This is a genomic window from Pseudomonas flavocrustae, from assembly GCF_029872515.1.
In the GTDB taxonomy this organism is placed as follows: Bacteria; Pseudomonadota; Gammaproteobacteria; order Pseudomonadales; family Pseudomonadaceae; genus Chryseomonas; species Chryseomonas aestiva.
Genome location: NZ_JAPDIQ010000010.1, coordinates 57,693 through 81,055, shown reverse-complemented (window position 1 = coordinate 81,055; position 23,363 = coordinate 57,693). Strand labels below are relative to the sequence as shown.

At 67.7% G+C, this 23,363-nt stretch carries 19 protein-coding genes and 1 pseudogene; 10 read left to right on the top strand and 10 right to left on the bottom strand.

Annotated elements, in window-relative coordinates; translation table 11 throughout:
• Nucleotides 1-124 precede the first annotated feature (124 nt).
• Nucleotides 125-574, top strand: a complete 450-nt coding sequence (locus OMP44_RS20195; protein ID WP_280310771.1) for a GyrI-like domain-containing protein — start codon at nt 125-127, stop codon at nt 572-574.
• Between the two features lie 116 nt (nt 575-690).
• Entirely contained in the window at nt 691-1,593 is a 903-nt protein-coding gene (locus OMP44_RS20190; protein WP_187981112.1) for an NAD-dependent protein deacetylase, read from the top strand.
• On the opposite strand, the gene OMP44_RS20185 is transcribed toward OMP44_RS20190, so the two are convergent.
• Complete coding sequence (locus OMP44_RS20185; RefSeq protein WP_280310768.1) at nt 1,520-2,665, bottom strand: acyltransferase family protein; 1,146 nt, start codon at nt 2,663-2,665, stop codon at nt 1,520-1,522. The two genes, OMP44_RS20190 and OMP44_RS20185, sit on opposite strands and share 74 nt — an antisense overlap.
• 396 nt (nt 2,666-3,061) lie before the next feature.
• On the opposite strand from OMP44_RS20185, the gene OMP44_RS20180 reads away from it, so the two are divergent.
• Together OMP44_RS20180 and OMP44_RS20175 are read left to right on the top strand one after the other, a co-directional pair.
• Nucleotides 3,062-3,664, top strand: a complete 603-nt coding sequence (locus tag OMP44_RS20180; RefSeq protein WP_187981110.1) for a nucleotidyltransferase domain-containing protein — start codon at nt 3,062-3,064, stop codon at nt 3,662-3,664.
• A complete protein-coding gene (locus tag OMP44_RS20175; protein WP_187981109.1) occupies nt 3,651-4,103 on the top strand; it encodes a DNA-binding protein in 453 nt (150 codons plus the stop codon). Before OMP44_RS20180 ends, OMP44_RS20175 begins: the two co-directional genes overlap by 14 nt.
• 30 nt (nt 4,104-4,133) lie before the next feature.
• Here OMP44_RS20175 and OMP44_RS20170 read toward each other — a convergent pair whose 3' ends face one another.
• Both OMP44_RS20170 and OMP44_RS20165 read right to left on the bottom strand, forming a co-directional pair.
• Complete coding sequence (locus tag OMP44_RS20170; RefSeq protein WP_280310765.1) at nt 4,134-6,566, bottom strand: glucan 1,4-alpha-glucosidase; 2,433 nt, start codon at nt 6,564-6,566, stop codon at nt 4,134-4,136.
• Nucleotides 6,567-6,667: 101 nt separating this feature from the next.
• The gene (locus OMP44_RS20165) at nt 6,668-8,899 is read right to left on the bottom strand and encodes an FUSC family protein (protein ID WP_280310763.1); all 2,232 of its coding nucleotides are present in this window, start codon (nt 8,897-8,899) and stop codon (nt 6,668-6,670) included.
• A gap of 164 nt (nt 8,900-9,063) precedes the next feature.
• Here OMP44_RS20165 and OMP44_RS20160 point away from each other — a divergent pair, with 164 nt between their 5' ends.
• Complete coding sequence (locus tag OMP44_RS20160; RefSeq protein ID WP_280310761.1) at nt 9,064-9,993, top strand: LysR family transcriptional regulator; 930 nt, start codon at nt 9,064-9,066, stop codon at nt 9,991-9,993.
• A gap of 4 nt (nt 9,994-9,997) precedes the next feature.
• On the opposite strand, the gene OMP44_RS20155 is transcribed toward OMP44_RS20160, so the two are convergent.
• The 5 genes from OMP44_RS20155 to OMP44_RS20135 form a co-directional block, all read right to left on the bottom strand.
• Nucleotides 9,998-10,531 carry a cytochrome b gene (locus tag OMP44_RS20155; RefSeq protein WP_280310759.1) on the bottom strand — a complete coding sequence of 178 codons (534 nt, stop codon included), beginning with the start codon at nt 10,529-10,531 and terminating at the stop codon, nt 9,998-10,000.
• A gap of 88 nt (nt 10,532-10,619) precedes the next feature.
• Nucleotides 10,620-11,888, bottom strand: a complete 1,269-nt coding sequence (locus tag OMP44_RS20150; RefSeq protein WP_280310757.1) for an arsenic transporter — start codon at nt 11,886-11,888, stop codon at nt 10,620-10,622.
• A gap of 48 nt (nt 11,889-11,936) precedes the next feature.
• On the bottom strand, nt 11,937-13,040 hold the full coding sequence (locus OMP44_RS20145; protein WP_280310755.1) for a metallophosphoesterase family protein: 1,104 nt from the start codon (nt 13,038-13,040) through the stop codon (nt 11,937-11,939).
• A gap of 1 nt (nt 13,041) precedes the next feature.
• Complete coding sequence (locus tag OMP44_RS20140) at nt 13,042-14,346, bottom strand: MFS transporter (protein WP_187981103.1); 1,305 nt, start codon at nt 14,344-14,346, stop codon at nt 13,042-13,044.
• Between the two features lie 251 nt (nt 14,347-14,597).
• Entirely contained in the window at nt 14,598-15,551 is a 954-nt protein-coding gene (locus tag OMP44_RS20135; protein ID WP_280310752.1) for a bestrophin family protein, read from the bottom strand.
• Nucleotides 15,552-15,982: 431 nt separating this feature from the next.
• Here OMP44_RS20135 and OMP44_RS20130 point away from each other — a divergent pair, with 431 nt between their 5' ends.
• Genes OMP44_RS20130 through OMP44_RS20120 form a run of 3 tightly spaced genes read left to right on the top strand, consistent with a single transcriptional unit; the run spans nt 15,983 to nt 19,433 of the window.
• Entirely contained in the window at nt 15,983-18,835 is a 2,853-nt protein-coding gene (locus OMP44_RS20130; RefSeq protein WP_488803456.1) for a DUF748 domain-containing protein, read from the top strand.
• Between the two features lie 17 nt (nt 18,836-18,852).
• Nucleotides 18,853-19,137 (top strand): DUF2845 domain-containing protein, encoded by a 285-nt coding sequence (locus OMP44_RS20125; RefSeq protein WP_133862215.1) that lies wholly within the window; start codon nt 18,853-18,855, stop codon nt 19,135-19,137.
• The gene (locus OMP44_RS20120) at nt 19,134-19,433 is read left to right on the top strand and encodes a DUF2845 domain-containing protein (RefSeq protein WP_133862216.1); all 300 of its coding nucleotides are present in this window, start codon (nt 19,134-19,136) and stop codon (nt 19,431-19,433) included. Before OMP44_RS20125 ends, OMP44_RS20120 begins: the two co-directional genes overlap by 4 nt.
• Before the next feature lie 437 nt (nt 19,434-19,870).
• Here the strand turns inward: OMP44_RS20120 and OMP44_RS20115 are convergent, their stop codons facing one another.
• A complete protein-coding gene (locus OMP44_RS20115; RefSeq protein ID WP_273862478.1) occupies nt 19,871-20,653 on the bottom strand; it encodes an NAD(P)H-dependent oxidoreductase in 783 nt (260 codons plus the stop codon).
• A gap of 87 nt (nt 20,654-20,740) precedes the next feature.
• Here OMP44_RS20115 and OMP44_RS20110 point away from each other — a divergent pair.
• Nucleotides 20,741-21,642 (top strand): annotated as a pseudogene (locus OMP44_RS20110) (LysR family transcriptional regulator).
• A gap of 154 nt (nt 21,643-21,796) precedes the next feature.
• On the top strand, nt 21,797-22,498 hold the full coding sequence (locus tag OMP44_RS20105; protein ID WP_273862477.1) for a glutathione S-transferase family protein: 702 nt from the start codon (nt 21,797-21,799) through the stop codon (nt 22,496-22,498).
• A 139-nt stretch (nt 22,499-22,637) separates the two neighbouring features.
• Here OMP44_RS20105 and OMP44_RS20100 read toward each other — a convergent pair whose 3' ends face one another.
• Nucleotides 22,638-23,147, bottom strand: coding sequence for a nucleoside 2-deoxyribosyltransferase (locus OMP44_RS20100; RefSeq protein ID WP_273862476.1), 510 nt, complete (start codon nt 23,145-23,147; stop codon nt 22,638-22,640).
• Between the last annotated feature and the right edge of the window lie 216 nt (nt 23,148-23,363).

The window sequence follows — 23,363 nt, the reverse complement described above, 5'->3', positions numbered from 1 at the left end:
GGAATGGCGCCACGGGTCCGCTGCGACCTTTCGCCTGACCGGCTTATGCCCTGCCCAGGCTGACCGCGAGGCGCCGCTGGAGTAAGGTGGCGGCCTTCATCGCATCTTCGAGAGAGTCTGTCCCATGTCGCTGGAAATCGTCGACCATCCCGCCCTGGAAGTGACCGGTCTGCTGTTCGAGCCTGGCCAGGGCGAAGACATCGCCGCCCTCTGGCGGCGCTTCGCCGACCGCGCCGGGGAAATCACCGGCCGCGAAGGCGACGCCGAATGGTATGGCCTGAGCTGGCGTCAGGCCGGCGCCATGCACTACCTGGCCGCAGTGGCCACCGCGCCGGGCGCGCCCCTGCCCACCGGCATGGTGCGCCAGGAACTGCCGGAAGGCCGCTATGCCCGCTACGTGCACCTGGGCACCGCGCCGAGCGTGGCCAAGAGCCTCGGCCGACTGTTCGCCGAGCTGCTGCCGGCGCGCGGCCTGCAACCCCGCCCGGGCGCCTGCTTCGAGCACTACACCGAGGCCTTCACCGGGGTGGATGCCCAGGATTCGCAGATATACATCTACGTGCCGGTGTTCTAGCAAGGCGTCCTTCGCGCGGAGCGCCGCGCGCCGGACAGGACGTTCGTCAGCTGCGGCTTGCCTCCCGGCATAACCCTTTCCAAGCTGGGGGTATCGTCCGCAACTCCAGGTGCCCGATGTCCCTGCCCGAGCTCCAGTCCTTTATCGCCCGGCACGAGCGGATCTTCCTGCTCACCGGTGCCGGTTGCAGCACCGATTCCGGCATTCCCGACTACCGCGACCGCGATGGCGCCTGGAAGCGCCCGCAACCGGTCACCCTGCAGGCCTTCGTCGGCGACGAACTCTTGCGCCGCCGCTACTGGGCGCGCAGCCTGATCGGCTGGCCGCGCTTCTGCCAGGCACGGCCCAACGCCACCCATCAGGCCCTGGCGGCCCTGGAGCGGCGTGGCCAGGTGGAGATGCTGCTGACCCAGAACGTCGATCGGCTGCACCAGGCCGCCGGCAGCGAGGCGGTGATCGACCTGCACGGCCGCCTCGACCAGATCCGCTGCCTAGGTTGCGAGCTACGCCTGCCGCGCCAGGAATTCCAGCAGTGGCTGGGCGAACTCAATGGCGACTGGCTAGCGCTGGACGCGGCTACCGCGCCGGATGGCGATGCCGATCTGGAAGGCGTGGACTTCATGAGTTTCCGGGTGCCCGACTGCCCACGCTGCGGGGCTCTGCTCAAGCCGGACGTGGTGTTCTTTGGCGAACACGTGCCCGGCGCGCGGGTGGAGCGCGCCTTCGCCCACCTGGGCCGCGCCGATGCGCTGCTGGTGGTGGGCTCGTCGCTGATGGTTTATTCCGGCTTTCGCTTCGCCCAGGCCGCGGCCCGCGCCGGCTTGCCCATCGCCGCCCTGGGCTATGGGCGGACCCGCGCGGACGACCTGCTGGCGCTCAAGGTGGAAGCCTCCTGCGCCCAGGCACTGGCCTTTCTGCTGGAGTATCCCGGGGCAGCGCCGGCGCTTACGCCGGCACGTGCCGAGGCCGTGGCGCCCTTCCCAGGTGCATCAGCGGACGCTCGATCCAGCGGTAGCTGAGCATCGACAGCAGGCAGGCGAGCACCAGCACCGGCGGCAGCAGGGCCATGAAACCGACGGTACCCAGGGTCTCGACCGAACCCAGGTTGAGCAGGGTGAAGAGGCCGTAGAGCAGCAGGCCGTGGGTGAGATAGAGGCTGTAGCTGATCTCGCCCAGCACCTTGAGGCCGCGACTGCGCAGCAGGCCGAAGAGGTCGTTGCCGGCGGCCATGGCGGCGAAGGGCAACGCCAGCGCCAGCATCTGCCTGAGGTTGTAGTCCGACTGGGTCATGGCGTAAGCCACCAGCGCCAGCGACAGCGCGGCCACCAGGGGCGTGCGCAGGCGTGCCAGCAGCGCCGGCCGATGGACCTTGACGAACACCGGCAGAAACCCCAGCAGGAACAGCAGGCCGAAGCGCGCGCCCAGCACGTGATAGTGATAACCGGCGGCGACCAGGCCACCCACCAGCAGCGCCGAGACCAGCAGCGGCAGGCCGAAGCCACGGCGATTGAACAGCGCGGCGATGAGCGGCAGCGCCAGGTAGAACAGCGCCTCGTAGCGCAGCGTCCAGTGGGCGCCGGCGGTCATCCAGCCGCTCTCTTCCAGGCCGTTGAGACTGAAGCCGGAAAACAGCTCCCAGCTGAGCAGTTCGAGCATGAAGTGCTGGCCGTCGGCGATGACGAAGTGGGTGCGGATCAGGGTGAAGAGCACCACCACGGCCACCACGCAGAGATACAGCGGCATGACCCGCAGCACCCGTGAACGGAGCAGTTCGCTCCAGTCCGGCGTGCGCCGATAGACCTTTCCGAAGAACAGGTAGCCGGTGATCATGAAGAACAGCGAGACCGGCACCACGCCCATGTTGTAGAGCAGGTCGCTGTCGGGTTCGCGCCACTGGCCCTCGGCCTTGAGGTGATAGGTCAGCACGAAATGCAGGCAGACCACGGCGGTGGCGAGGATGCCGCGCAGGGCATCCAGCGGCGAGGAGCGTGCCAGGGTCTCCTCGGTGAGCAGCGGGCTGCGGCGCAGGGCGAAAGCCAGCAGCACCAGGGTGCCCAGGTAGAGGGCGATGGGGAGAGCGACGTCAGTCATATCCGTGACCTTCTTGACAGGAACCGGCAAAGACCCGCCCCCAGACCACCGGAGCGGTCGCCGGAGCGAGCGAGAGAAAAGCGCGACAGCCGGGCACGCTACCGCGCGGTACGCGACCGAGGGCAGAGGGACCGGATAGAAAGGAGAACAGCGACGAGCGGAAGGATCCGCTGCCTCAGCAAAGCGCGAGAACGCCCATCAGACAAGTCTTGTTACAGGCGTTCCCTTGGGGTCGACGTTTCGTTGCCCTGGCTCAGCGGCCCTGGCACAGGCATTGGTAACGCGCTACCGTTGGTCGGCTGCTCAGGCGCTGGAATACATCAAGGGCAATCGCACTGGCTGTTTGCTGCCTTTTAGGCTTCAATTGCAGCCCAAAAGGCAGCAAACGAATTTCTTATGTCCCTTGCTTCCGTTCTATTTCCCGACTATCGCCGCAAGGTCCTGGCGCTTCTTCTGCTCCATCCGGAGAGCAGCTACCATCAGCGCGAAATCGCGCGCTTGACCGAGACCCAGTCTGGCACCCTGAGCCGTGAGCTCGTCAAGCTGGTCGCGGCAGGTCTGGCCGTGAAGACGCGCGTGGGTAATCAACAGCACTATCGCGCCAATCGGGAGTGCCCCATCTTCGAAGAGCTGGCGAGCATCTTGCGCAAGACCAGTGGCCTGACCGATATTCTAGCCGAGGCGCTGAGCCCCATTGCAGACCAAATATCGGCAGCTTTCGTCTTCGGCTCGATGGCTAGCGGCAAAGCAAGCGCTGGAAGCGATATTGACCTCATGATCCTGGGTACCGTGACCTTCCGCGAGGCAGTGGCAGTGCTCTATCCCTGTCAGGAGACGCTTGGGCGCGAGATCAATCCCAAGGTATACCAGCGAGAGGAATGGCAGAGGCTGTTGGCGGAAGGAGGAGCCTTCATCACGGACCTGCTGGAAAAGCCCAAGGTGTTCGTCATCGGCGACGCTTCGTACCTGTCACAAGGAAAGACAGATGACCCTGGATAATCTGCTCGGCAAGAGTCTTGAGGCGATCACACCGGACCCTGCGAGCATCCAGCGCTTGCTGGAGGCAGCGCAACGCAGCTTGACCGATGCCTGTCTGCCAATACTGAGCAGCGAAAGCCGCTTCGATCTGGCCTACAAGGCAATCATGCAGGGCGCGAACGCAGCGCTTCAGGCCAATGGCTATCGGACCCTCACTAGCCGCCCCGGTCACCATCAGACCATGATCCAGTCACTACCCCGGACCATCGAGCTTGATACAGCGACGATGTTGGTACTGGATACCTTGCGCAAGCAACGCAACGTCATCGACTACTCGGGCGATCTAGTCAGCGATTCGATGGCGCAGGAGGCCTTGCAGCAGGCCGAGATCCTGCTCCAGCACGTCACGCATTGGCTGAAGCAAAATCGACCAGAGCTGCTATCGGATCGCGAGCGCTAGCAGCGCTCGCGATCCGACAACTGGCTTGCTTCAGGGCGCCAGTGTCCGCGCCACCAACGGGTAGTGATCCCATACCTGGCCGTCCGCCAGGGAGCGCAGCAGCTTGACGTATTCGGCATGGGACCAGGCCAGCGGCGTCGCCGAATCGGTGCCCTGCCCCTGGGTGTAGCCGTGGCGCCGGTTGTCACCTACGCCGTCCCAGACCTGTTCGGGCAGCATCAGGCCGGCGTTGGCGAACAGTTCCAGGCCGCGAACGTAGGTGTCACGCAGCTTGCCCAGCGCTGCCGCATCCGGCTTGCCCTGCAGGACCAGACGCGCCAGCTCGTAATGGCCGCGTTCGCCGGTGAAGATCGGCCAGACCCGGCCGCGCAGTCCGGAGTTGGGTACCGGCTGCTCGGTGGCGGGGAAATTGATGCCGGAGCTTTCGCTCTCGCCATAGCCATCGTTGCCGTAGCGCCGCCAGCCGGGGAAGGTGCCGTTCACCCCCGGGTACTGGAAGCTGTACTTGACCCGCAGATTCTCCGGCAGGCCTTCGTCGTCCAGCACCGCCAGGCTCTTCTGTACCAGGGGATCGCTCGCCGGCCGCACGCCGTAGCGCACCAGTTCGAGGAAGCCGGCGTCCAGCACCTGGTCCTCCGGCAGGCCCGGGCGGCTGTTGTTGTCCACCAGCTTGCCCTTGTCGTTGGGATCGTCGTTCTGGGTGATGCGCAGGTAGTAGTTGCCGGCGCCCAGGCTGCCCTGGGTGGTGGCCATGGTCTTTTCCACCTGGCCGGAATAGCGCCGGGCGGTGTCGCGGTAACGGCTGGCATTGGCCTCGTCGCCGGCATGGCGCGCCAGTTCGCTGGCGGTGGCGAGACCGGCGATCACCGCCGCGGTGGTGGACGGCGAATAGCCCCACTGCTCTTCCCAGCGCTCCTGCTGGGTCTGCGGCGGCCTGACCTGCCAGGTGTTCCAGCCCAGGTTGACCTGGCTGTCGCGGGCGAGGAAATCCGCCGCGGGCCTGAGCATGTCGCGGTACCAGCGATCGATCTCGGCGTCGCCCAGCAGGCCGCCCTGCCAGAGGCGATAGCCGAGCATGATCGGCATGGCGGTCTGGTCGAGTTGCACGCCCACCCACTCGATGGTGCCGTCGACGTGGGTCTTCTGCAGGAACCAGCCGGTGGCGCCCGGCGCGCGGACCTCGTCGCCCTGCTTCTGCTGATGGATGAAGGCGGAACTGTCGGCCGGCTTGTGCGCGGTATTGGCATCCACCTGCACCTGCTTGAGGTAGCTGAAGGCGACCTTGGGCGTCTGCCGGTCACCCAGCGCCAGCAGCGCCATGGCGCACTGGTAGAAGTCCCGTGGCCAGACCGCCTTGTAGCCGGTGGTGCCCTTGCCCGCCGGCACCGTTTCGCCCCAGGGATTGGACAGCGAGGCGATCAGGGCGCCGGCGTGGGTCTTGTCTTCCTGGGCCTTGAGCACCAGGGCGCTGGCGTTGACCAGCTTGCCGCCGTCGCCGGCCTGGGCCTGCAGACGCGGCAGCTGGTCGAGGCCGGCGAGGTAGTCCTGCCAGCCGATGGCGTCGCCCTCGCCGTTGTAGTGGGCCAGCACCTTTTGATAACCGCGGGCCAGGGTGGCATCCGCCGCCGCCTCGGCCTGGCGCGGATTGGCGCCAAAGCCCACCACCACGTCCAGGGTGGTCTCGGCGCCCTTGAGCGGCAGCTTGGCCAGCATGGCGACGTTGCCGGCCTGGTCGCCGGTGCTGCTGTAGGTCTGGGTCGGCTTGCCGTTGCGGCGCAGGTCGTCGAGGCCGTCGGAGCTGCCGACGAAGCCCACGGTGGGCGTCTGCAGCGGCTGGCTGGCCTTGACCACCAGGGCGTGCTCGCCTTCGCTGGCGTAGAGCACCCCACCCTTCACCGCGGCGCGGTCGTGGCTGCCGCTGTTGGCCAGCGCCGGATCGACATAGAGATAGGGCTGGATGCGTGGGTCCTGGCTGCGAAAAATGACACGCATGACCAGGGTATCCTGGTCCGGGTCGGTGAAGACGTGCTTCTCGATCTTGTAGCGCCCCTGGCGGTCGCGGTTGACGATCTTGTAGGCCAGGGAGGTGGGCCGGCCGGCGGCATCGGTGGCCAGGTATTCGATGCGGCTATCGGTGTCGTCGCGCTCCAGGTGGGTGAAGTCGGGCCCGCGGATCACCAGCTGCATCTCGCGCAGTTGCGCCTCGTGGATGAGACCCTGCATGGTCTCGGTGACCACGCCCTGGGCCAGGGAGAACCACACCCGCGAGACGCGGCCGGTGCTGGCCTGGTCGCTGTAGGCGCCGTCGCGATAGGCCTCGTAGCTGGTACCGATGCCGGTCTTGCCGGAATAGGACCAGAAGGGCGTGGCACCGGGGGCGCCAGGGGCCTCCAGGGCAAACGCCAGGGGGGTCAGCAGAAAACTGGCGGAACAGAGCAGCGGACGGACGAAGCGGACGGGCATGGGCAGGCGGGCCTTGTTCTGGTTGTGCCGAAAGTCGCATGGCAGAGGGCCTGACGGCCCTCCCCGTTCGTAAGCCTAGCCAATATTTCCAGAAGCGCTGCTCAGCCTTCGTCCCGCGCCGGTGGCCGGGCCGGCGGCAGGTACCTGGCCAGGGGCGAATCCGGCGCCAGCAGCGAGGTGCGGATGAAATGCAGGTAGCTGGCGATACGGCGCAGCGGTGAGCGATCAAAGTCGCCTGGATTGGGCTCCAGGTGGCGCTGGGCCTGGTGCGCAAGCAGGATAGCCTGGTCCACGGCCGTGAGGGCGCGGGCCAGGTTGGCGGCGTCGGGCTGGCGGAACAATCGCACCAGCGCCCGCCCCAGGGCGCGAATGGCCAGGCGCCAGGCACGTTCTTGGCGATACCAGGGCAAGGACGGCAGCGCGGCCTGCTCCAGGCGCAACTCGATGATGGCGTGGCCCAGCTCCAGACTCAGGAAGGTCCAGCGCAGCAGCTGCCTTTGCACCACCGGCTGGCCCACGGTGAGCACCTGTACCTGATTGAGCAGATCGCGCAGGCCGGAATCGAAGCGGCCACTCAAACCAGCCAGGGGTGCCCCGATGGCGTGGACCAGTCGCTCGCGCAGGGCCGCCTCCAGCCGGCGCCAGACCCAGGGCTGGCTGGGCGGCAAGAGCACGCTGACGGCCAGCACCGCCACGCCGCAGGCCACCAGATAGGCCAGGTAGGTGTTGCAGAAGAGGTCGGCGTCGTAGCGCGGCAGATTGCCCGGCAGCGCCGCCGAGCAGAACCAGACCATCAGCCCGGTGCCATAGCCGGCCAGGCGTGGCCGGGTGATCAGCCAGGCGCCGGCGGCGAACACCGGCGCCAGCACCAGCAGCAACAGGGCGAAGCCGTCGATCCAGGGCAGCACCTGGAATTGCAGCAGGCCACCGGCCAGGGCCCCGACCAGGGTGCCACCGGCCAGTTGCAGGCAATAGCGGCGCGGATCGGCCGAGGTGGAGGCCAGCGCCGAGATCAGCGCCGCCGCCAGGGTGCAGGCCGCGCCACTCGGCCAGGCGGTTTCGATCCAGAACAGTCCCACGCCCAGCACCACCAGGGCGCTGCGCAGCCCGGCCATCCAGGCCACCGCGCGACTGGCCAGCGGCGTGAAGGTCTCGCGCGTCTTGGGCGCGGTGCTGGTCGGCAGGTCCAGCTCCAGCTGGGTATTCAGCAGCAGGTGCAGGTCCTCGGCGAAGCGATAGAGCAGTTCGGCGGCGGTGTCGTAGTCGAGGCGATCGACTGCGGCGCCAGGCGCTGTCTGGCCCAGTTGCTGGCGACCGTCGCGGATCGCCGTCATCAGCATCTCGCGCTCCCCGGCCAGGCGCTCACTGAGGCGGCGCAGGTCACGCTCTTCCGGCAGGTGACCCAGGCCCGGCGCCAGGGCGGCGGCGATCAGCCCAAGGGCGGGCGCCAGCGCCTGGCGCACCGCCGGTGGCCGTCCGGCCAGACGGTCGAGCAGTTGATGAAGGGCATGGAAGCGGGTGTTGAGCAGCATGAGGCGATTGCCCAGGGCGGCCAGCCGTCCGCTGCGTCGGCGCAGATAGGGCTCTTCGAAGACGCTGGCGCTGCGCAGGCTTTCGAAGCCCACGGAGTCGGCGGCGAAACGCGCACTGAGCCCGGCGAAGCGTTCGCCGTCGAGCTGACCCAGCAGACCGTCATGGGCCATGGCCAGGAAATCGCGCAGGCGCTGGGCCAGGGTGCGGCGCAGGACGCCGCGGGTGGTCTGCGGCAGGATCGCCACGCTCACGACCCCGGCGCAGCAGATGCCCAGGGCGATCTCCAGCAGACGCCAGATCGCCTGGAGAAAGGCGCCCTGGGGTTGGGCCACCGCCGGCAGCCCGACCAGGCAGGCGGTATAGCCGGCCAGCAGGAAGGCATAGCTGCGAAAGTCGCGATAGCGCGCCGCGCCACGGGTGCAATAGCCGATCCACAGCACCAGGGCGCCGAGCAGCAGCACTCGCTCCTGGGCGAACAGGGCGATGGCGGCCACGGTAAAGGTCAGGCCGGCCAGGCTGCCAAGGATGCGATAGAAACTCTTGGCCAGCACCTGGCCACTCTGCGGCTGCAGGACGATGAAGACGGTGACCAGCACCGTGCTCGGTTGCGGCAGCTCCAGGCGATAGGCCAGCCACAGCGCCAGGGCCGCGGCCAGCAGCGCCTTGGCGATGAAGGCCCAGGTCTGGCCATCGGTACGCGCCCATTCGCGAGCGGCACGGCGCCAGGCGTTGCGGCTCGGCCAGCGGGTACGGGAGAAGGCAGCGGCGGGCCGCGCGAGCGGCGGTGAGGCGAGAGGCATGCTGGGCAACGACGAGAGCGAGCGGAAGGGGGGAGGCGCAGCGCCTCGGCGGCCATTCTAGAAAGCCTCGCCCGCCCGGATTAAGCCGGGTATGGCAGCAAAGAGCCTTAACCAACGGGCGGGTAATGGCCCACAATGGCCCTTTCCACCGCCCTGCCCCGTCCATGGATCATCTCTTCAATCTGCGCGCCTTCGCCTGCGTGGCCCAGACCGGCAGCTTCACCGCCGCCGCGCGCCAGCTGGAACTCACCACCGCCTATGTATCCAGGGCGGTCAGCCAGCTGGAGCAGCACCTGCAGACCCGACTGCTGCACCGCACCACCCGCCAGTTGCGCCTGACCGAAGCCGGCGAACGCTACCTGGTGCGCTGCCAGCGCATCCTCGCCGACCTCGATGAAGCCGATGCCGAGGCCCGTCATGCCCTGGCCGTGCCGCGTGGCCGGCTGCGCATCCACACCATGACCGGCCTCGGCCAGCACTATCTGATCCAGAGCCTGGCCGGCTACGGCGAGCGCTATCCCGAGGTCGACCTGGATCTGCAGCTGACCAACACCTTCACCGACATCCTCAAGGAAGGCTACGACCTGTCGCTGATCCTGGCCGACGGTCTGCCAGACTCGGCCTTCCATTCGGCGCATCTGGGCAGCACCCACAGCGTGCTCTGCGCGGCGCCCGCCTACCTGGAGCGCCAGGGCCGGCCGACCACCCCGGCGGAGCTGGTCGGGCATCGCTGCCTGCGGCTGGTCAATCGCGCCATGGCGCCGGATCGCTGGTTGCTGGAAGGACCGGAGGACATAGCCGAGGTGGCGGTGGATCGACCGCCCTTCCAGGTCAACACCGCCGATGCCCTGGCCGAAGCCGTGGCCAGCGGCCTGGGCATCGGCGCCCTGCCGCTGTACGCCGCGGTCGCCGGCCTGGCCAGTGGCCGCCTGCAGCGCGTGCTGCCGGGGCACCGGCTCTATGCCCTGGACATCCATGCGCTCTATCCGTCGCGGCGCTTTCTCGACGCCAAGATCCGCACCCTGGTGGACCACCTGCGCGAGACCCTGCCGGCCCTGCTGGAACGCGACCGGCAGCGGGTGGAAGGGAGCTGACGCCTTAAAGCCGTTGCTCGGGCAACATCCGCTCCAGGGTGCCATCGCGGCGGATCGCCACATGCCAGACCACCGCCGTCACGTGCAGGATCACCAGCCCATAGACGGCGAACTGGCCAGCCACATGGATGCGATTGGCGAGGATGCCGAGGGCTTCATGCCGGGGAAAACCCGGCAGGGAAAACAGCCCGAACACCGGTACCGGCTGGCCCTGGCCGGCCATCAGGTAGCCGGTCACCGGCATCAGCAGCAGCACGGCATAGAGCAGGCCATGGTTAAGCGCGGCGAGCAGCCGCAGCAGACGACCGTCACGGGGATGGGCCGGCGGCGCCGGATGCCGCCAGCGCCAGGTCAGCCGGATCAGGATCAGCAGGAACACCGAGATCCCGGTGGATTCGTGCAGCAGGTACCAGAGGGTCCGCACCGGTCCGGGCGGAAAGTTTTCCGCCACCCAGACGAAGGGCAGCAGCAGGCACAGCAGGGCGACGGTCAGCCAGTGCAGGGCCTGGGCGAAGCCGGTGTAGCGCGCGATGGCCATGGGCAGCTCTTCGTAGCAGAGGTATGCCGATAGTGCCCCAGGCAGAGGGCAAAAATCGCCTTGCCTGAGGATAAGCCGTGACCGTCCGTCAGAGATGGATCAGGGCAGCCAGCGCCAGCACCAGCGCCGGAATCATCACCACGGCGCCCAGCCTGAGGAATTGCCAGAAGCTCACCGACAGCCCTTCGCGGCGCAGCGCGGCCAGCCACAGCAGGGTCGCCAGCGAGCCGGTGATGGACAGGTTCGGCCCGAGGTCGATGCCGATCAGCACGGCACCGGCGATCTTTTCCGAGACATGGGCGGTCTGCACCGCCGCCCCGGCCAGCAGGCCGGCCGGCAGGTTGTTGACCAGGTTGCTGCCAAAGGCCACCAGCAGCCCGGCGCCCCAGGCGGCGCGCTCCGGGGTCGCCTGGGCGGCGGCCTGCAGCTGATTGGCCAGCGCCTGCAGCACCCCGGTGGTCTCCAGGGCTTCCACCAGCACGAACAGCCCGGCCACCAGCGGCAGGACGCCCCAGGAAATGTGCTTGAGCAACTCCAGGCCGCCGCCACGCTTGCAGGCCACCACCACCAGGAAGGTGGCGAAGCCGGCGAGAAAGGTCGGCAGACCCAGCTCAAGATCCAGCGCCGAGGCGCCGAGCAGGACCAGGATGGTCAGGATCAGACCGCAGCCGGCGATGCGTCCGGTGGTGGGCAGCGCCTCCACCGCGCCCCCCTCGGACAACCGCTCGGCACGCAGGACCTTGGCCTGGGTCGCCCAGAGGGTGAGGAAGGTCGCGGCGATGGCCAGGATCGACGGCACCGTGAACAGCGCCAGCCAGCGGCTCAGCTCAGGCATGTGCTCGGCGAAGACCACCAGGTTGGCCGGGTTGGAGATCGGCAGCACGAAGCTCGCCGCGTTGGCGATGAAGGCGCAGGAGAACAGATAGGGCAGCGGATTCTTCACCTTCGCCGCGCGGGTGGCGTAGTAGACCGCCGGGGTCAGCACCACGGCGCAGGCATCATTGGAAAGGAACACCGTGACCAGGATGCCGACGCCATAGACCAGCGCGAACAGCCGCAGCGCCGACCCCTTGGCCGCACGCACCGCGTGGCCGGCGACCCAGTCGAACAGCCCTTCCTTACGAGCGATCTCGGCCAGCAGCATCATGCCGATGAGGAACAGATAGACGTCGGTGCCCTTGGCGACGCCGTGCCAGACGCCGTCCAGCGGCAACAGGCCGAACAGCGCCAGCAGCGCGGCACCGGCGACGGCGAACAGCGCCTCCGGCAGACCGAAGGGCCGCGAGACCACCCCGAGGGTGGCCAGGGCGGCGATGACCCACGTCAGGACGTGGGGAGTGGTGATGATGGACCCCATGAAAGCGCTGTTCCTTCTAGTCGATTCGCGAAACCGGCCTGGCCGACCTCACCATTTGCGGCCATTGCGATTGGGTCCCAGCTGGGTCCCCAGGACGCCCCTGGCCCGCCATTCACCCAGTTGGGTGCGATCCGAGCCCCAGTCGACGGGCGCGGCGACGGGGCTGAGATGACCGCTCAGCTCCACCTCGTCACGGTCTTCGCCGCCCTGCGCATCCCGGACCCGGACCTGCAACCGGCGGACGCCCTCCGGCACGGGTCGGTCCCCCTGATAGCGACCCTTGCCGAGCGGCTGCAGCGGCCACCAGGGACCGTCGTCGCACTGCCACTCGCAGGCCGTGAGGTCGCTCTCGGCCAGCACCAGCACCCGGCACTCGCGGACCTCGGCCACACCGGCGCCGTTGAGGCGGGCATCACCGGGCGCGGTGATCTGCACCCAGGGCCAGCCGTCGGGCAATTCGCGAAAGCGCCAGCTCACCGCCGGACCGTCTAGGGTGACCAGCGCGAATCCTACACCGCCTTCCTCGATCTGGCCGGTGGATCTGCAGGCGGCATAGAGCACGCCGCCGTCGTGGGCCAGTTCGTTGTAGTGGGTATGACCGATCTCCACCAGGCGCACCGGGCCCTCGTGCAGCAGCCGCGCCACCCGCTCGGCCTCGCCGGGCCCCTGCAGGTCCGCCGGATAGCTGTGCATGAAGACCACGCAGCGCTGCTCCAGCCGGGTCGCCTGGTGCAACTCCTGCTCCAACCATTGCACCTGCTCGCGGCCAAGGCGGAAATCCGGCCCGCCGGTGCCCGGTCCGCACATGTCGAGGAACAGGCAACGCACGCCGCCCACCTCCCTGGCATAAGGCAGTTGCGGCACCTGCAACTCGGCATAGAAGGGCCCGAGATCGCCGCCTTCCATGTCGTGGTCGCCGGTGATCACCGTTACCGGCAGCGGAAAGTCGTCCAGCAGTCGCTTGAGCAACAGATACTGCTCCGCGGTGCCATTGTCCGCGTTGTCCCCGGGCAGATAGACGAAATCCAGTTCGCTGCGCCCGCGCAGGCGCTGCAGGAGGGTCTGCAAATCCCGGGCATTGTCCGCTTCGGCGGTGGTCAGGTGCAGATCGCCGATATGGGCGAAGGCGAGAAAATCATCCTGGCGTGTCATTTCAGCCTCCCACCACCGAGCCGCTCGACCGCGCCGCGTCCCCGGCGACGTGCTCGTCGCGGGTCTCCGGCATCAGCAGCAGATAGAGCACGAAGCCTACCGCGGCGATGGCCGCCAGGGTGGTGAAGGCCGCCGCGTAGCCGAAGCGGACGATGATGATCCCGGCGATGGTGGCACTGATCGCCGCGCCCAGTCCCTGGGCGGTGGCGATGGCGCCCTGGCTGACGTTGAAGCGTCCGCTGCCGCGGGTCAGGTCGGCGACGATCACCGGCATCAGGGCGCCATAGACCCCGGCGCCAATGCCGTCGAGCAGTTGCACCGCCACCAGGTAGTAGGGGCTGTCGGAAAAGGTGTAGAGCACGCCACGGATCGCCAGCACGGCGAAGGCGAAGAGAAAGATCGGCTTGCGCCCGAAGACGTCGGCCTTGCGCCCCACCAGGATGGCCACCGGCACCATCACGCACTGGGCGGCGACGATGCAGACGGCCACCAGCGAGGTGGCGCTGTCCTTGCCGACGATATGGGTCAGCTGCTGGCCGACCGAGGTCAGCATGGCGGCATTGGCCAGGTGGAAGATCGCGGCCAGCAGCGCCAGCAGTTGCAACTTGCGATTGGCCAGCAGCGCCTGCCAGGCCGACACCGGCTTGGCGTCGCGGGCACCGACTTCGTCACCCAGCCCCTGGGCCAGGTCATCGTCGATCTCGTCCTGGGGCACCCGGACGATGGCGACGATGGAGGCCGCCGCCAGCAGCGCCATCAGCCAGAACACCACGGTGGGGCCGAAGAAATAGGCCAGGCCACCGGCCAGCGCCGCCGAGACGGCGTTGCCGGCGTGGTTGAAGCCTTCGTTGCGGCCGATGTGCCGGGTGAAGGCCTTGGGCCCGACGATACCCAGGGTGATGGCCGCCAGCGCCGGGGCGAAGATGGCCGCCGCGGCATGGGCCAGCGACTGGGTGGCCGCCACCACATAGAAGTTGGAGACGAAGGGCAGCAGCACGCTGCAGACGGTCACCACCAGGGCGGCGACGCCGACCATGAGGCGCTTGTGGCGGGTACGGTCGATCAGGGCGCCGGCCGGGGTCTGGGCGATCAGCCCGGCGATGCCGGCCAGGGTCATGATGAAACCGGCGGTGGCCTCGTTCCAGCCCTCCCCCGGACCGCGCACGGCGATCAGGTAGATGGCGAGATAGGGCCCCAGGCCGTCGCGGACGTCGGCCAGGGTGAAGTTCAGGGCATCCAGGGCGTGGCGCGCGCGGCGAGAGGGTTCGGCGCTGGCCCCGGCGGTCGGGGAACGGGTTTCGGACATGAGCGGGCATCCGTAGCGAGATATAGGTCGCGGGACGCAGGCCCCACGGCACCTCTCGCCCCGGCCCGCCAGCGACCCACGGCATGACCCGCTGGGCCCCAGCCAACCACCGCTGCCAGGGGAGATTGCAAAATGTGACCGGAGCGAAGCGGCGCTAGTGCCGTGCCCTCAGGAAAGAAATGCCTCTGGCGCGGGACTTTCCGCACGTTTTGCAGCCTGGCGACCCGACGCCTCCTGGGTAACGCCGCCGATCAGGCCACCCGTCGGCTTGGCACGGCGTCGACCTCGGGCTGGGCCAGCGCCACCGCACTGCCCTCTTCGCTGCGCGGCCGCAGCATCGACAAGAGGTTGGCCTCGATGGTGGCGCACAGCTTGTCCATGGTGATCTGGTGCTGGCTGTCGGCGAAGGGCGCCTGCAGATCGCTGCCGATGCGCTCCAGCGCCAGCAGCATGAAGCCGACCACGGTCGACACCAGCGGGGTGAACCAGCCGAGGGTCGAGACCAGGCCCAGCGGCATGGCGATGCAGAACAGAAAGCTGAACAGCTGCGGAAAGCAGACGTAGGGATAGGGCAAGGGGGTATTGGCGATGCGCTCCATGCCACCCTGCCAGTTGGACATGTCCACCAGGGTCTCTTCCAGCCGCGCCAGGCGGATGCTGTCCAGCCGGCCCTGGCGGTATTCGCTGGCGATCAGCTCGGCAGTGCCGGCAAGGATGTCGTTGGCGAAGTTGAGGCTGCCGTCGGCCAACGCCAATTCGTGGCGGGCCAGATAGGGCGCGGCCGCCGCGGCCGGGTCCTGGCGCTTGAGCTGGGCGCGCAGGGCATGCAGATAGCCCATGTGCCGACGCAGCAGCACGGCCTTGACCCGGTTCTGCGCCCTGCCCTGGTCGTCGATCAGGGTCAGCACCTGGCGGCCGAAGCTGCGCGAGCTGTTGACCATGGCGCCCCACAGGGTCCGCGCCTCCCACCAGCGGGCATAGGCGCTGCTGTTGCGAAAGCTGATCAGCACCACCAGCGCCGAGCACAGCAGGGTCAGGGGCGTGAGCGGCAGGTCGAAGCGCTCGTCGACGAACAGCATGGCGTCCACCGTCACCGCCACGTCCCACAGCAGCAGACCGAACAGCGACCAGCCGACGTAGCTGAAGGTGGTGCGCAGGAACTGGATCTTCTTCTGGATGGAATGGAGCTGGATCGGACTGGACATCTGCGACTCCCGGCGGCGCGGCTTCTCGATTCGCGGTTGCCCTGGCCGTCCTGTCGTCACGCCGCGAGCCGCTGAGCCCGTCGCCGTGTCCCCCTCCCTGAGAATGCAACCTGTTCGCGAGACTAGTCGGCGGTCCTTAAGTCAAACTTAATCCGGAGCGACGGGCGGATCATGGCAAAGTGCCGTGTTAGAGCCTTCGGCACAGGCCTCGACGCCTCTACCAGAAGCCTTCCCGTCCACCTGACCACCGATCGGTCGTGCGCCCGCTCCGCTCGTCCGGGTTGGCGAAACTGTGAGCGATCCTGCAGCCGCTCCTGTAGTCGTGGCCCTGATGACTCGCATAGCCAGCAGTGCTTTTGGGACGGCCAACGCCCTCGTTGGCGAAGGTGCCGTGCCATAATCCGGGCACCTTCGCCGTCCTAGATGCCTGCATGCCCAGAATTGTGAAAGCGAGCCTCGTGCTGCTCGCGCTCTTGGCCCTCTACAGTCTGCTCGGATTCCTGGCCGGACCGCGCCTCGCCCTGCACTACCTCAACCAGACGCTGGCCGAGCGCCTCACCCAGCCGGCCAGCCTGCAAGCCCTGAGCTTCAACCCCTTCACCCTGCAGTTGCACGCCGAAAAGCTGCTGGTCGGTCCGGCGGAGCACCCCGTGGTGGCGGCCGAAGGCTTCTCGGCCGATGTGCAGTGGGACAGCCTCTGGCGACGGACCCTGCACCTGACCGAGGTGCGCCTCGACCAGCCCCAGGTCGATCTGCGCATCGCCAAGGGTGGCCAGGTCAATCTGGCCCAGCTCTGGCGCAGCGACCCCACCGCCACCGCCGCGCCGACCCCGGCGGAGGCGGAGCCGGGCCAGCCCTTCCCGGTGCACATCGAGCGCATTGCCCTGGTCGGTGGCCGGCTGCATTTCCTCGATGCCCAGGGCGCCCAGCCGGTGGAGGCCACCTTCACCCCCCTGGACGCCACCCTGCAGGATTTCCGTACCCGCAGCGGCGACACCCCGGGCCAACTGGCAATGACCGCCACCACCGCCCAGGGCGGCCAGCTCACCTGGAAGGGCAGCCTGGATCTCCTGCCGCTGCGCAGCGAAGGCGACCTGACCCTCAAGGGCGTCAGCCTCGCGCCCTGGTGGCCCTATGTGCGCAACCAGTTGCCGCTGGCGCTGGGCAAGGGGCGCCTGGAAGCCAGCGCCCACTACCGCCTGGACCTGAGCAAGACCCTGCAACTGCAACTCAGCCAAGGCCGCCTGGCGCTGGACGACGTGGCCGTGCAGGCAGTGAATGCCGAACCCAAGGCCAGCTTCAAGCGCCTGGCCGCCGAGGGTATCGGTCTGGATCTGCAGAAGCGCGAAGTCAGCATCGCCCGCCTGCGCGGCAACGGCCTGGATGCCTGGGGCAATCGCGAACAGGACGGCACGCTCGACTGGCAGCAGCTCTTCCCCACCAGCGATGCCCCCAGCAGTGGCCCGGAGTGGCGCGTGAAGCTCGACGACGCCCAGCTCAGCGACAACCAGCTGCACCTGGTGGACCGCGTGCCCCAGGAGCCGGCCAGTCTCTATTTCAGCGGCCTGGACCTGGCGGTGAAAGGCTTCGACACCGCCAGCAGCAAGCCCTTCGGCCTGGAGCTCAAGACCACCCTCGGTGATCGCGGTCGCATCACCGCCAGCGGCCAGCTGGCGCTGACGCCCCTGCAGGGCAGCTTCGACGTCGGCATCGACGAACTCAACCTGCGTCAGGCCCAGCCCTATCTCAGCCCCTATGTGCGCCTGGAGATCCGCAGCGGCCAGTTGGCCAGCCGGCTCAAGGTAGCCCTGGCCCCGGGCGAGCCGCTGGGGCTGACCGTCAGCGGCGCGGCCCAGGTCACCCAGGTGCATGTGCTCGACACCCTGCACCAGCAGGACTTCATGCGCTGGCAGTTGCTGGACCTGCAAGGCATCGCCTTCACCCTTGGCAAACAGCTGGTCATCGACAAGATCGACCTGGAAAAGCCCTATGGCACCCTGGTGATCAACGAAGACCTCAGCAACAACTTCAGCGCCCTGCTGGTCCCCCAGCCGAAAACCGCGTCGAAGGACAGCTCGCCACCGCTGCAGATCCGCATTGGCGGAGTATCCATCAAGGATGGCAGCGCCGACTTCGCCGACAACAGCCTCAAACCTGGTTTCGCCACCAATATCCAGTCGCTGGAAGGCGGCATCGGCACCCTGGACACCGCCGCCTCCAAGCCGGCCGACATCCATCTCGCCGGCAAGGTCGATCGCTTCGCCCCGGTGGAGATCAAGGGCCGCCTCGACCCTCTCGATCCCCTGCAGCAACTGGACGTGACCGCCTATTTCCGCCAGGTCGAACTCACCACCCTGTCGCCCTATACCGGCAAGTTCGCCGGCTATGCGGTGCGCAAGGGGCGCCTCGACCTGGACCTGCAATACCGCATCGACGACGGCAGGCTGCAGGCGCAGAACCACGTGGTGCTCGACCAGCTGGAACTGGGCGAGCGGGTGGACAGCAAGGACGCCGTGGACCTGCCGGTGCGCCTGGCGGTGGCCCTGCTCAAGGACAGCCACGGTCGCATCGACCTGCGCCTGCCGGTGGCGGGCAATCTCGCTGATCCCAACTTCAGCGTCATGCCGGTGGTCTGGCAGACCCTGCGCAATGTGCTCAGCCGCGCCGTCCAGGCGCCCTTCCGCATGCTGGCGGGACTGGTCGGCGGGCACGAGGCGGATCTCAGCGCCATCGACTTCGCCGCCGGCAGCACCACGCTCTCGGCCCAGGCCCGCGGCGAGCTGGACAAACTGGCCGCGGCCCTGCGCCAGCGGCCGCAGCTGACGGTGGAGGTCAGGGGCCATGCCGGCGCCGCCAGCGATGGTCGCGCCCTGGCCGCCAGCCAGCTGGAAAAGGACTTCCAGACCCAGTACTTCAACCTGCTGCAGCGTCGCGGCGACAAGGTCCCGGCCGATCCCAGCCAGTTGCAGGTACCCGCCGCCATGCGCGCGCCCCTGCTGGAAGGCCTGTACCGCCTGCGACTGCAGGCGCAACCCCCGCAGGAATGGGATAGTCTTGACGATGCCACCCGCACGGCGCGCCTGCGCCAGGCGGTGCTCGAAGCCTGGAGTGGCAACGACGGCCTACTGCGCAGCCTGGCCCAGCAGCGCGCGGGCGCCATCAAGACCTATCTGGTGGACACGGCGAAACTGGATGCCCAGCGGGTCTATCTGCTGGACGTCAGCACTCAAGCCCAATCCGGTGAATCGCCCACGGCCGCGCAGTTGCAGCTCGGGGTGCTCTGACCGGTCAGGAGACCCCCATGCGTTGCCTGCTCGCCGCCCTCACCCTGCTGGTCGCCACCGGCGCCGCCGCCGATTCCATGAGGTGCGGCAACGCCCTGGTCAGCCGGGGCGATCGCGCCTTCGAAGTGCTGCAGAAATGCGGCGAACCCGCCCACCGCGACCTGGTGGGCTACGAACTGGGCCGCAACGAACGCCGCGAGGCGGTGATCGAGGAATGGGTGTACGGCCCGAAGAACGGCGCCAACTACATCCTCACCTTCGAAGCCAATCGCCTCACCCGCATCGAGTTCCAGCGCCAATGAATCTGCGCCCCCTGCTGTTGCTGCTCCTGCTCGCCACCGGCACCAGCCAGGCCGCGTCGCTGCGTTGCGGCAGCGCCCTGGTCTCCACCGGCTCCACCACCCACGAGGTTCGCGGCAAGTGCGGCGAGCCGCTGAGCGTCACGCCCCTGGGCGAACGCCAGGTCACCGACGGCTATGGCTATCGCCAGGTGGAATTCGTCGAGGAATGGGCCTACGGTCCCTGGAACGGCATGCTGCATTTCCTTACCTTCCGCGGCGGCCGCCTGGATCAGGTAGACAGCAAGAGAGCCAACTGAGGCGACTTGCCTTGAATGATTCGCGTGGACGAGGCTGCGCCGTCGTCCACCCTACAGCCTGTAGCGTGGAAAACCGCGCAGCCTTTTCCACTGAAGCGTCGTAGTCACGTAGGTTGGGTTGAGACGGCTCCATCGTCGAAGCCCAACGAGGATGTTCAATCCTGGGCACCGTTGGGCTTCGCTGCGCTCAACCCAACCTACGGCTCAACCCGGTAGACTCGCTACGTAGCGTGGAAAACCGCAGAGCGTTTTCCACTGATAAGGTCAACTTCACTGCAGTCCATACACCGCATGTAACCGCCCCCTCTCCCCCTGGGAGAGGGCTGGGGTGAGGGACGCTTCGTAGGTTGGGTTGAGCGCCAGCGAAGCCCAACACCACCCAAGGCCCAGCCCCGCCGTTGGGCCCCGAGCCATGGAAACCATGGCCGCGCCAGCCCTCACTTCTCCCGCAGATGAATCCCCAGATCGGTCCGCCCCGGCGCCAGCTCGGGCTTCAGGGTAAGTGCCGGAATCTCGTAATCCCCACCATTCTGCCGCCGGAACGCCAGGGGCGTGTCCGTGGCCAGTCCATCCAGCCGTGCCCCATAGGCCTGGCACAGTCGCTCGAAGCCGGCGGCGTCCAGCTTGCTCGTGCGATAGACCGGAAACGGCGGTAGCACGCTGAAGCCGGGATAGAAGAGGATGCCGTGCTGGATGGGAAAGAGGATGTCATCCAGCGCGCCATTGATGCCGCGCTCGCTGTAATGCGACGCCCAGCCGCCACAGGTCACCACCAGCATGGCGCGCTTGTCGGCCAGGGTGCCTTCGCCATAGCGGTCACCCCAGTGAGTGTCGCTGTGCTCGCCGACGCCATAGGCGAAGCCGCAGGCATAGACGCGTTCCACCCAGCCCTTGAGGATGGCCGGCAAGGAAAACCACCACAGCGGAAATTGCAGGATCAGCACATCGGCCCACAGCAACTTGGCCTGCTCGGCGGCGATATCCGCCGGTTGCTGGCCGGCGGCATAGGCCTGCTGCGAATCCAGGACCGCATCGAAGCGTGCCCCAGGCGCCAGGTGTGGCGCGTCCGCAGCATCCAGGGTGGCCTTCCAGTGCAGGGCATAGAGATCGGAGACCCGGACCTCATGGCCGGCCGCCTGCAGATGGGCCACGGCGAAATCGCGCAGCGCACCGTTGAGCGATCGGGGTTCGGGATGGGCGTAGACCAGCAGGACCTTCATGGCACGTACCTCTCGAGGGAAAGGAGGCCAGGCTAGGTGACGGCGGAGTTATGCTGGAAATGAATTACCGAAACAGTGGCCATTGCCATGCACAATAGCTTGCGCCGCCTCGATCTCAATCTGCTGGTGACTCTCGACGCCCTCCTGGTGGAACTCAACGTCACCCGCGCCGCGCGCCGCCTGAATCTGGCGCAGCCCACCGTCAGCCTGCAGCTGGGTCGGCTGCGCCAGCTGCTGGACGATCCCCTGCTGCTACCTGGGCCGCGCGGCATGCGACCCACGGCGCGCGCGGCGGCGCTGCGTGAACCCTTGCGCCAGGCGCTGGCAGCCCTGGACGAGGCCTTGGCACCGGCCGCCCCCTTCGAACCGGCTCGCGCCGAGCGAACCTGGCGCATCGCCGCCAGCGACCACAGTGCCACCACCCTGCTCACCCCGCTGCTGGCTGACCTGCGCCAGCAGGCGCCCGGCATCCGCCTGGCGCTGCTGGACAAGAAGCCGGCGTTGCTCGCCGAGCAACTGGAGGGGGATCGCCTGGACCTGGCGCTGGACGTGGCCGATACCGCCGCAGCGGGTCTGCGTCAGCGGCTGCTGTTCACCGAACACTATCTGCTGGCGGGCCGGCGCGGCCATCCGGCGCTGCAGCAACCTGTGTCCCTGGAAACCTTCTGCCAACTGGATCAGGCGCTGGTTTCGCCGAGCGGTGGCGGCTTCGCCAGCGTCACTGACCGGTTGCTGGCGGAACAGGGCCGCGAACGGCGGGTGGTGCTGTCGGTGCCCCACTTCGCCACCCTGGCCAGTGTCCTCCTGGTCAGCGATCTGGTGGCCCTGCTGCCCGCCCAGATCGCCCTGAACCATCCCGGTCTCCAGGTCCAGCCGCCCCCCTGGCCATCCTGGGCTTCGACATGCTGCTGCTCTGGCCCGAACGCCTGCACCGCGATCCAGCCCATGCCTGGCTGCGCGAACGGATCGTCGCCAGCCTCGTGAGCTGAACGCCCGCCTGACCAATCGACTCTCTGCATGGAGGGCATACAGCGGCTTGGCTGTTCGCCCCGGCCCTGGCCCGGCATCCTTGGTCACCTCGTACGAACGCGGCACGACTGCCCGCAGTCACATGCTTCGTCACTGTCCCTTCCGGAGTCCTCCATGGCCAAGCTACGTCTCTTCACCTCGCCATCTGCCTTTCCCAACCCGCAACGGCTGCGGCTGTTCATCCAGGAAAAGGGCATCGCCGACCAATTCGAGGAGGTCATCCTGAAGATGGCGCCCGAAGGCGAGCAACGCCAGTGGCAGCATCTCAAGCGCAATCCCTGGGGCGAGACGCCGACCCTGGAACTCGCCGACGGCGGCTACCTGGCCGAGAGCGCGGCCATCGCCCGCTATCTGGACAACAGCTATCCCGGCCGCAAGGTAATGGGCGAAACGCCGCTGGAGCAGGGCCAGGACGCCATGTGGAATGACCGCATCTTCATCCATGTGCTCTATCGCATCGTGACCATGTTCCATGTGCAGCACGAAGGCCTCGGCCACAAGCTGGAGCTGACCCACAATCCGCAGTGGGGCGAGCATTGCCGCAAGGAAGCCCTGATGCACGCGGCGCTGGTGGATCGGCACCTGGCGGATGGTCGCGAGTGGCTGCTGGGCGGCGCGGCGCCGACCTTTGCCGACATCACCCTGTGCACCGCCATCGCCTTCTCCAAGTTCCCCACCAACCAGACGCCGCTGGACGAGCGCTTCGAGCACCTGGCGGCCTTCTGGGCGCGCTGGCAGCAGCGCGACAGCTTCCGCGCGGCCTATGCCGACGGCAACAGCGGACTGGACGAACTGGCGGCCCTGGCGCGCGGCTGATTCCGTTCAGACCGCCGATCTGCCTGGGTCGAGGCCCCGTAGCGTGGAAAACGGCGCAGCCTTTTCCACTGGACTGACCGCTAACCACCCCCTCTCCCCTGGGAGAGGGCCGGGGTGAGGGTCGTACCCACCTGACTCGCTAGCCGAGCCGCTCGCGCAATACCGCCAGGGCCACCTCCGGCCCACCGACGACGATGCTGGCCGGTACCGCCAGCATCAGGTTCAGCGGCAGGCCGAATTCCTCCAGCGTCCAGCCGTCACGGTCCAGCAGCCCCACGCCTACCCACTCGGGATGTCGCGCGCGAATCCGCTCGGCCAGGCTGCCCGCCTCCGGGACATAGCCCACCACCGGCTTGCCCAGCGCTACCGCATAGCCCACCTCGAAACAGGTGCCGCTGTCAGGCTCGGCGCCGCGAAAGAAATCCAGGCTGGCCAGGACGCCATCCGCCTGCTCGATCAGCGCCAGATTCGCCCGATAGATCCAGGCCGCCTGCTCCCCTGGTTCGGTCAGCCTCGGGGGAAGGGCGTTGTCCAGCGGAAACAGCCCCGTGCAGCCATGACGGGCGCACAGCGCCTTGAGCGCGTCGCCCTGGGCGACGGCATCGGGCCGGAAGACTTCGGGACCGGCGAGATAGATACAGGGTGGCATGGCAGGACCTCGCGAAATGGCCAGTGTAGAGGGTGGGCGATACCCCGTCTGCCTGACGAGGTTTCGTGGCCGCCCTGCCACTCGTGCTGTCGGCATGACCGTTGGCGCAATAACCAATCCGCCCGGCCCCAGCTGTATACGTTTTGAAAGCTAGACCTTTTAACATCGGCGCACCTTGAGAGCCTGAATCCTCCGCTGTCCGGAATCGGCTCGCCT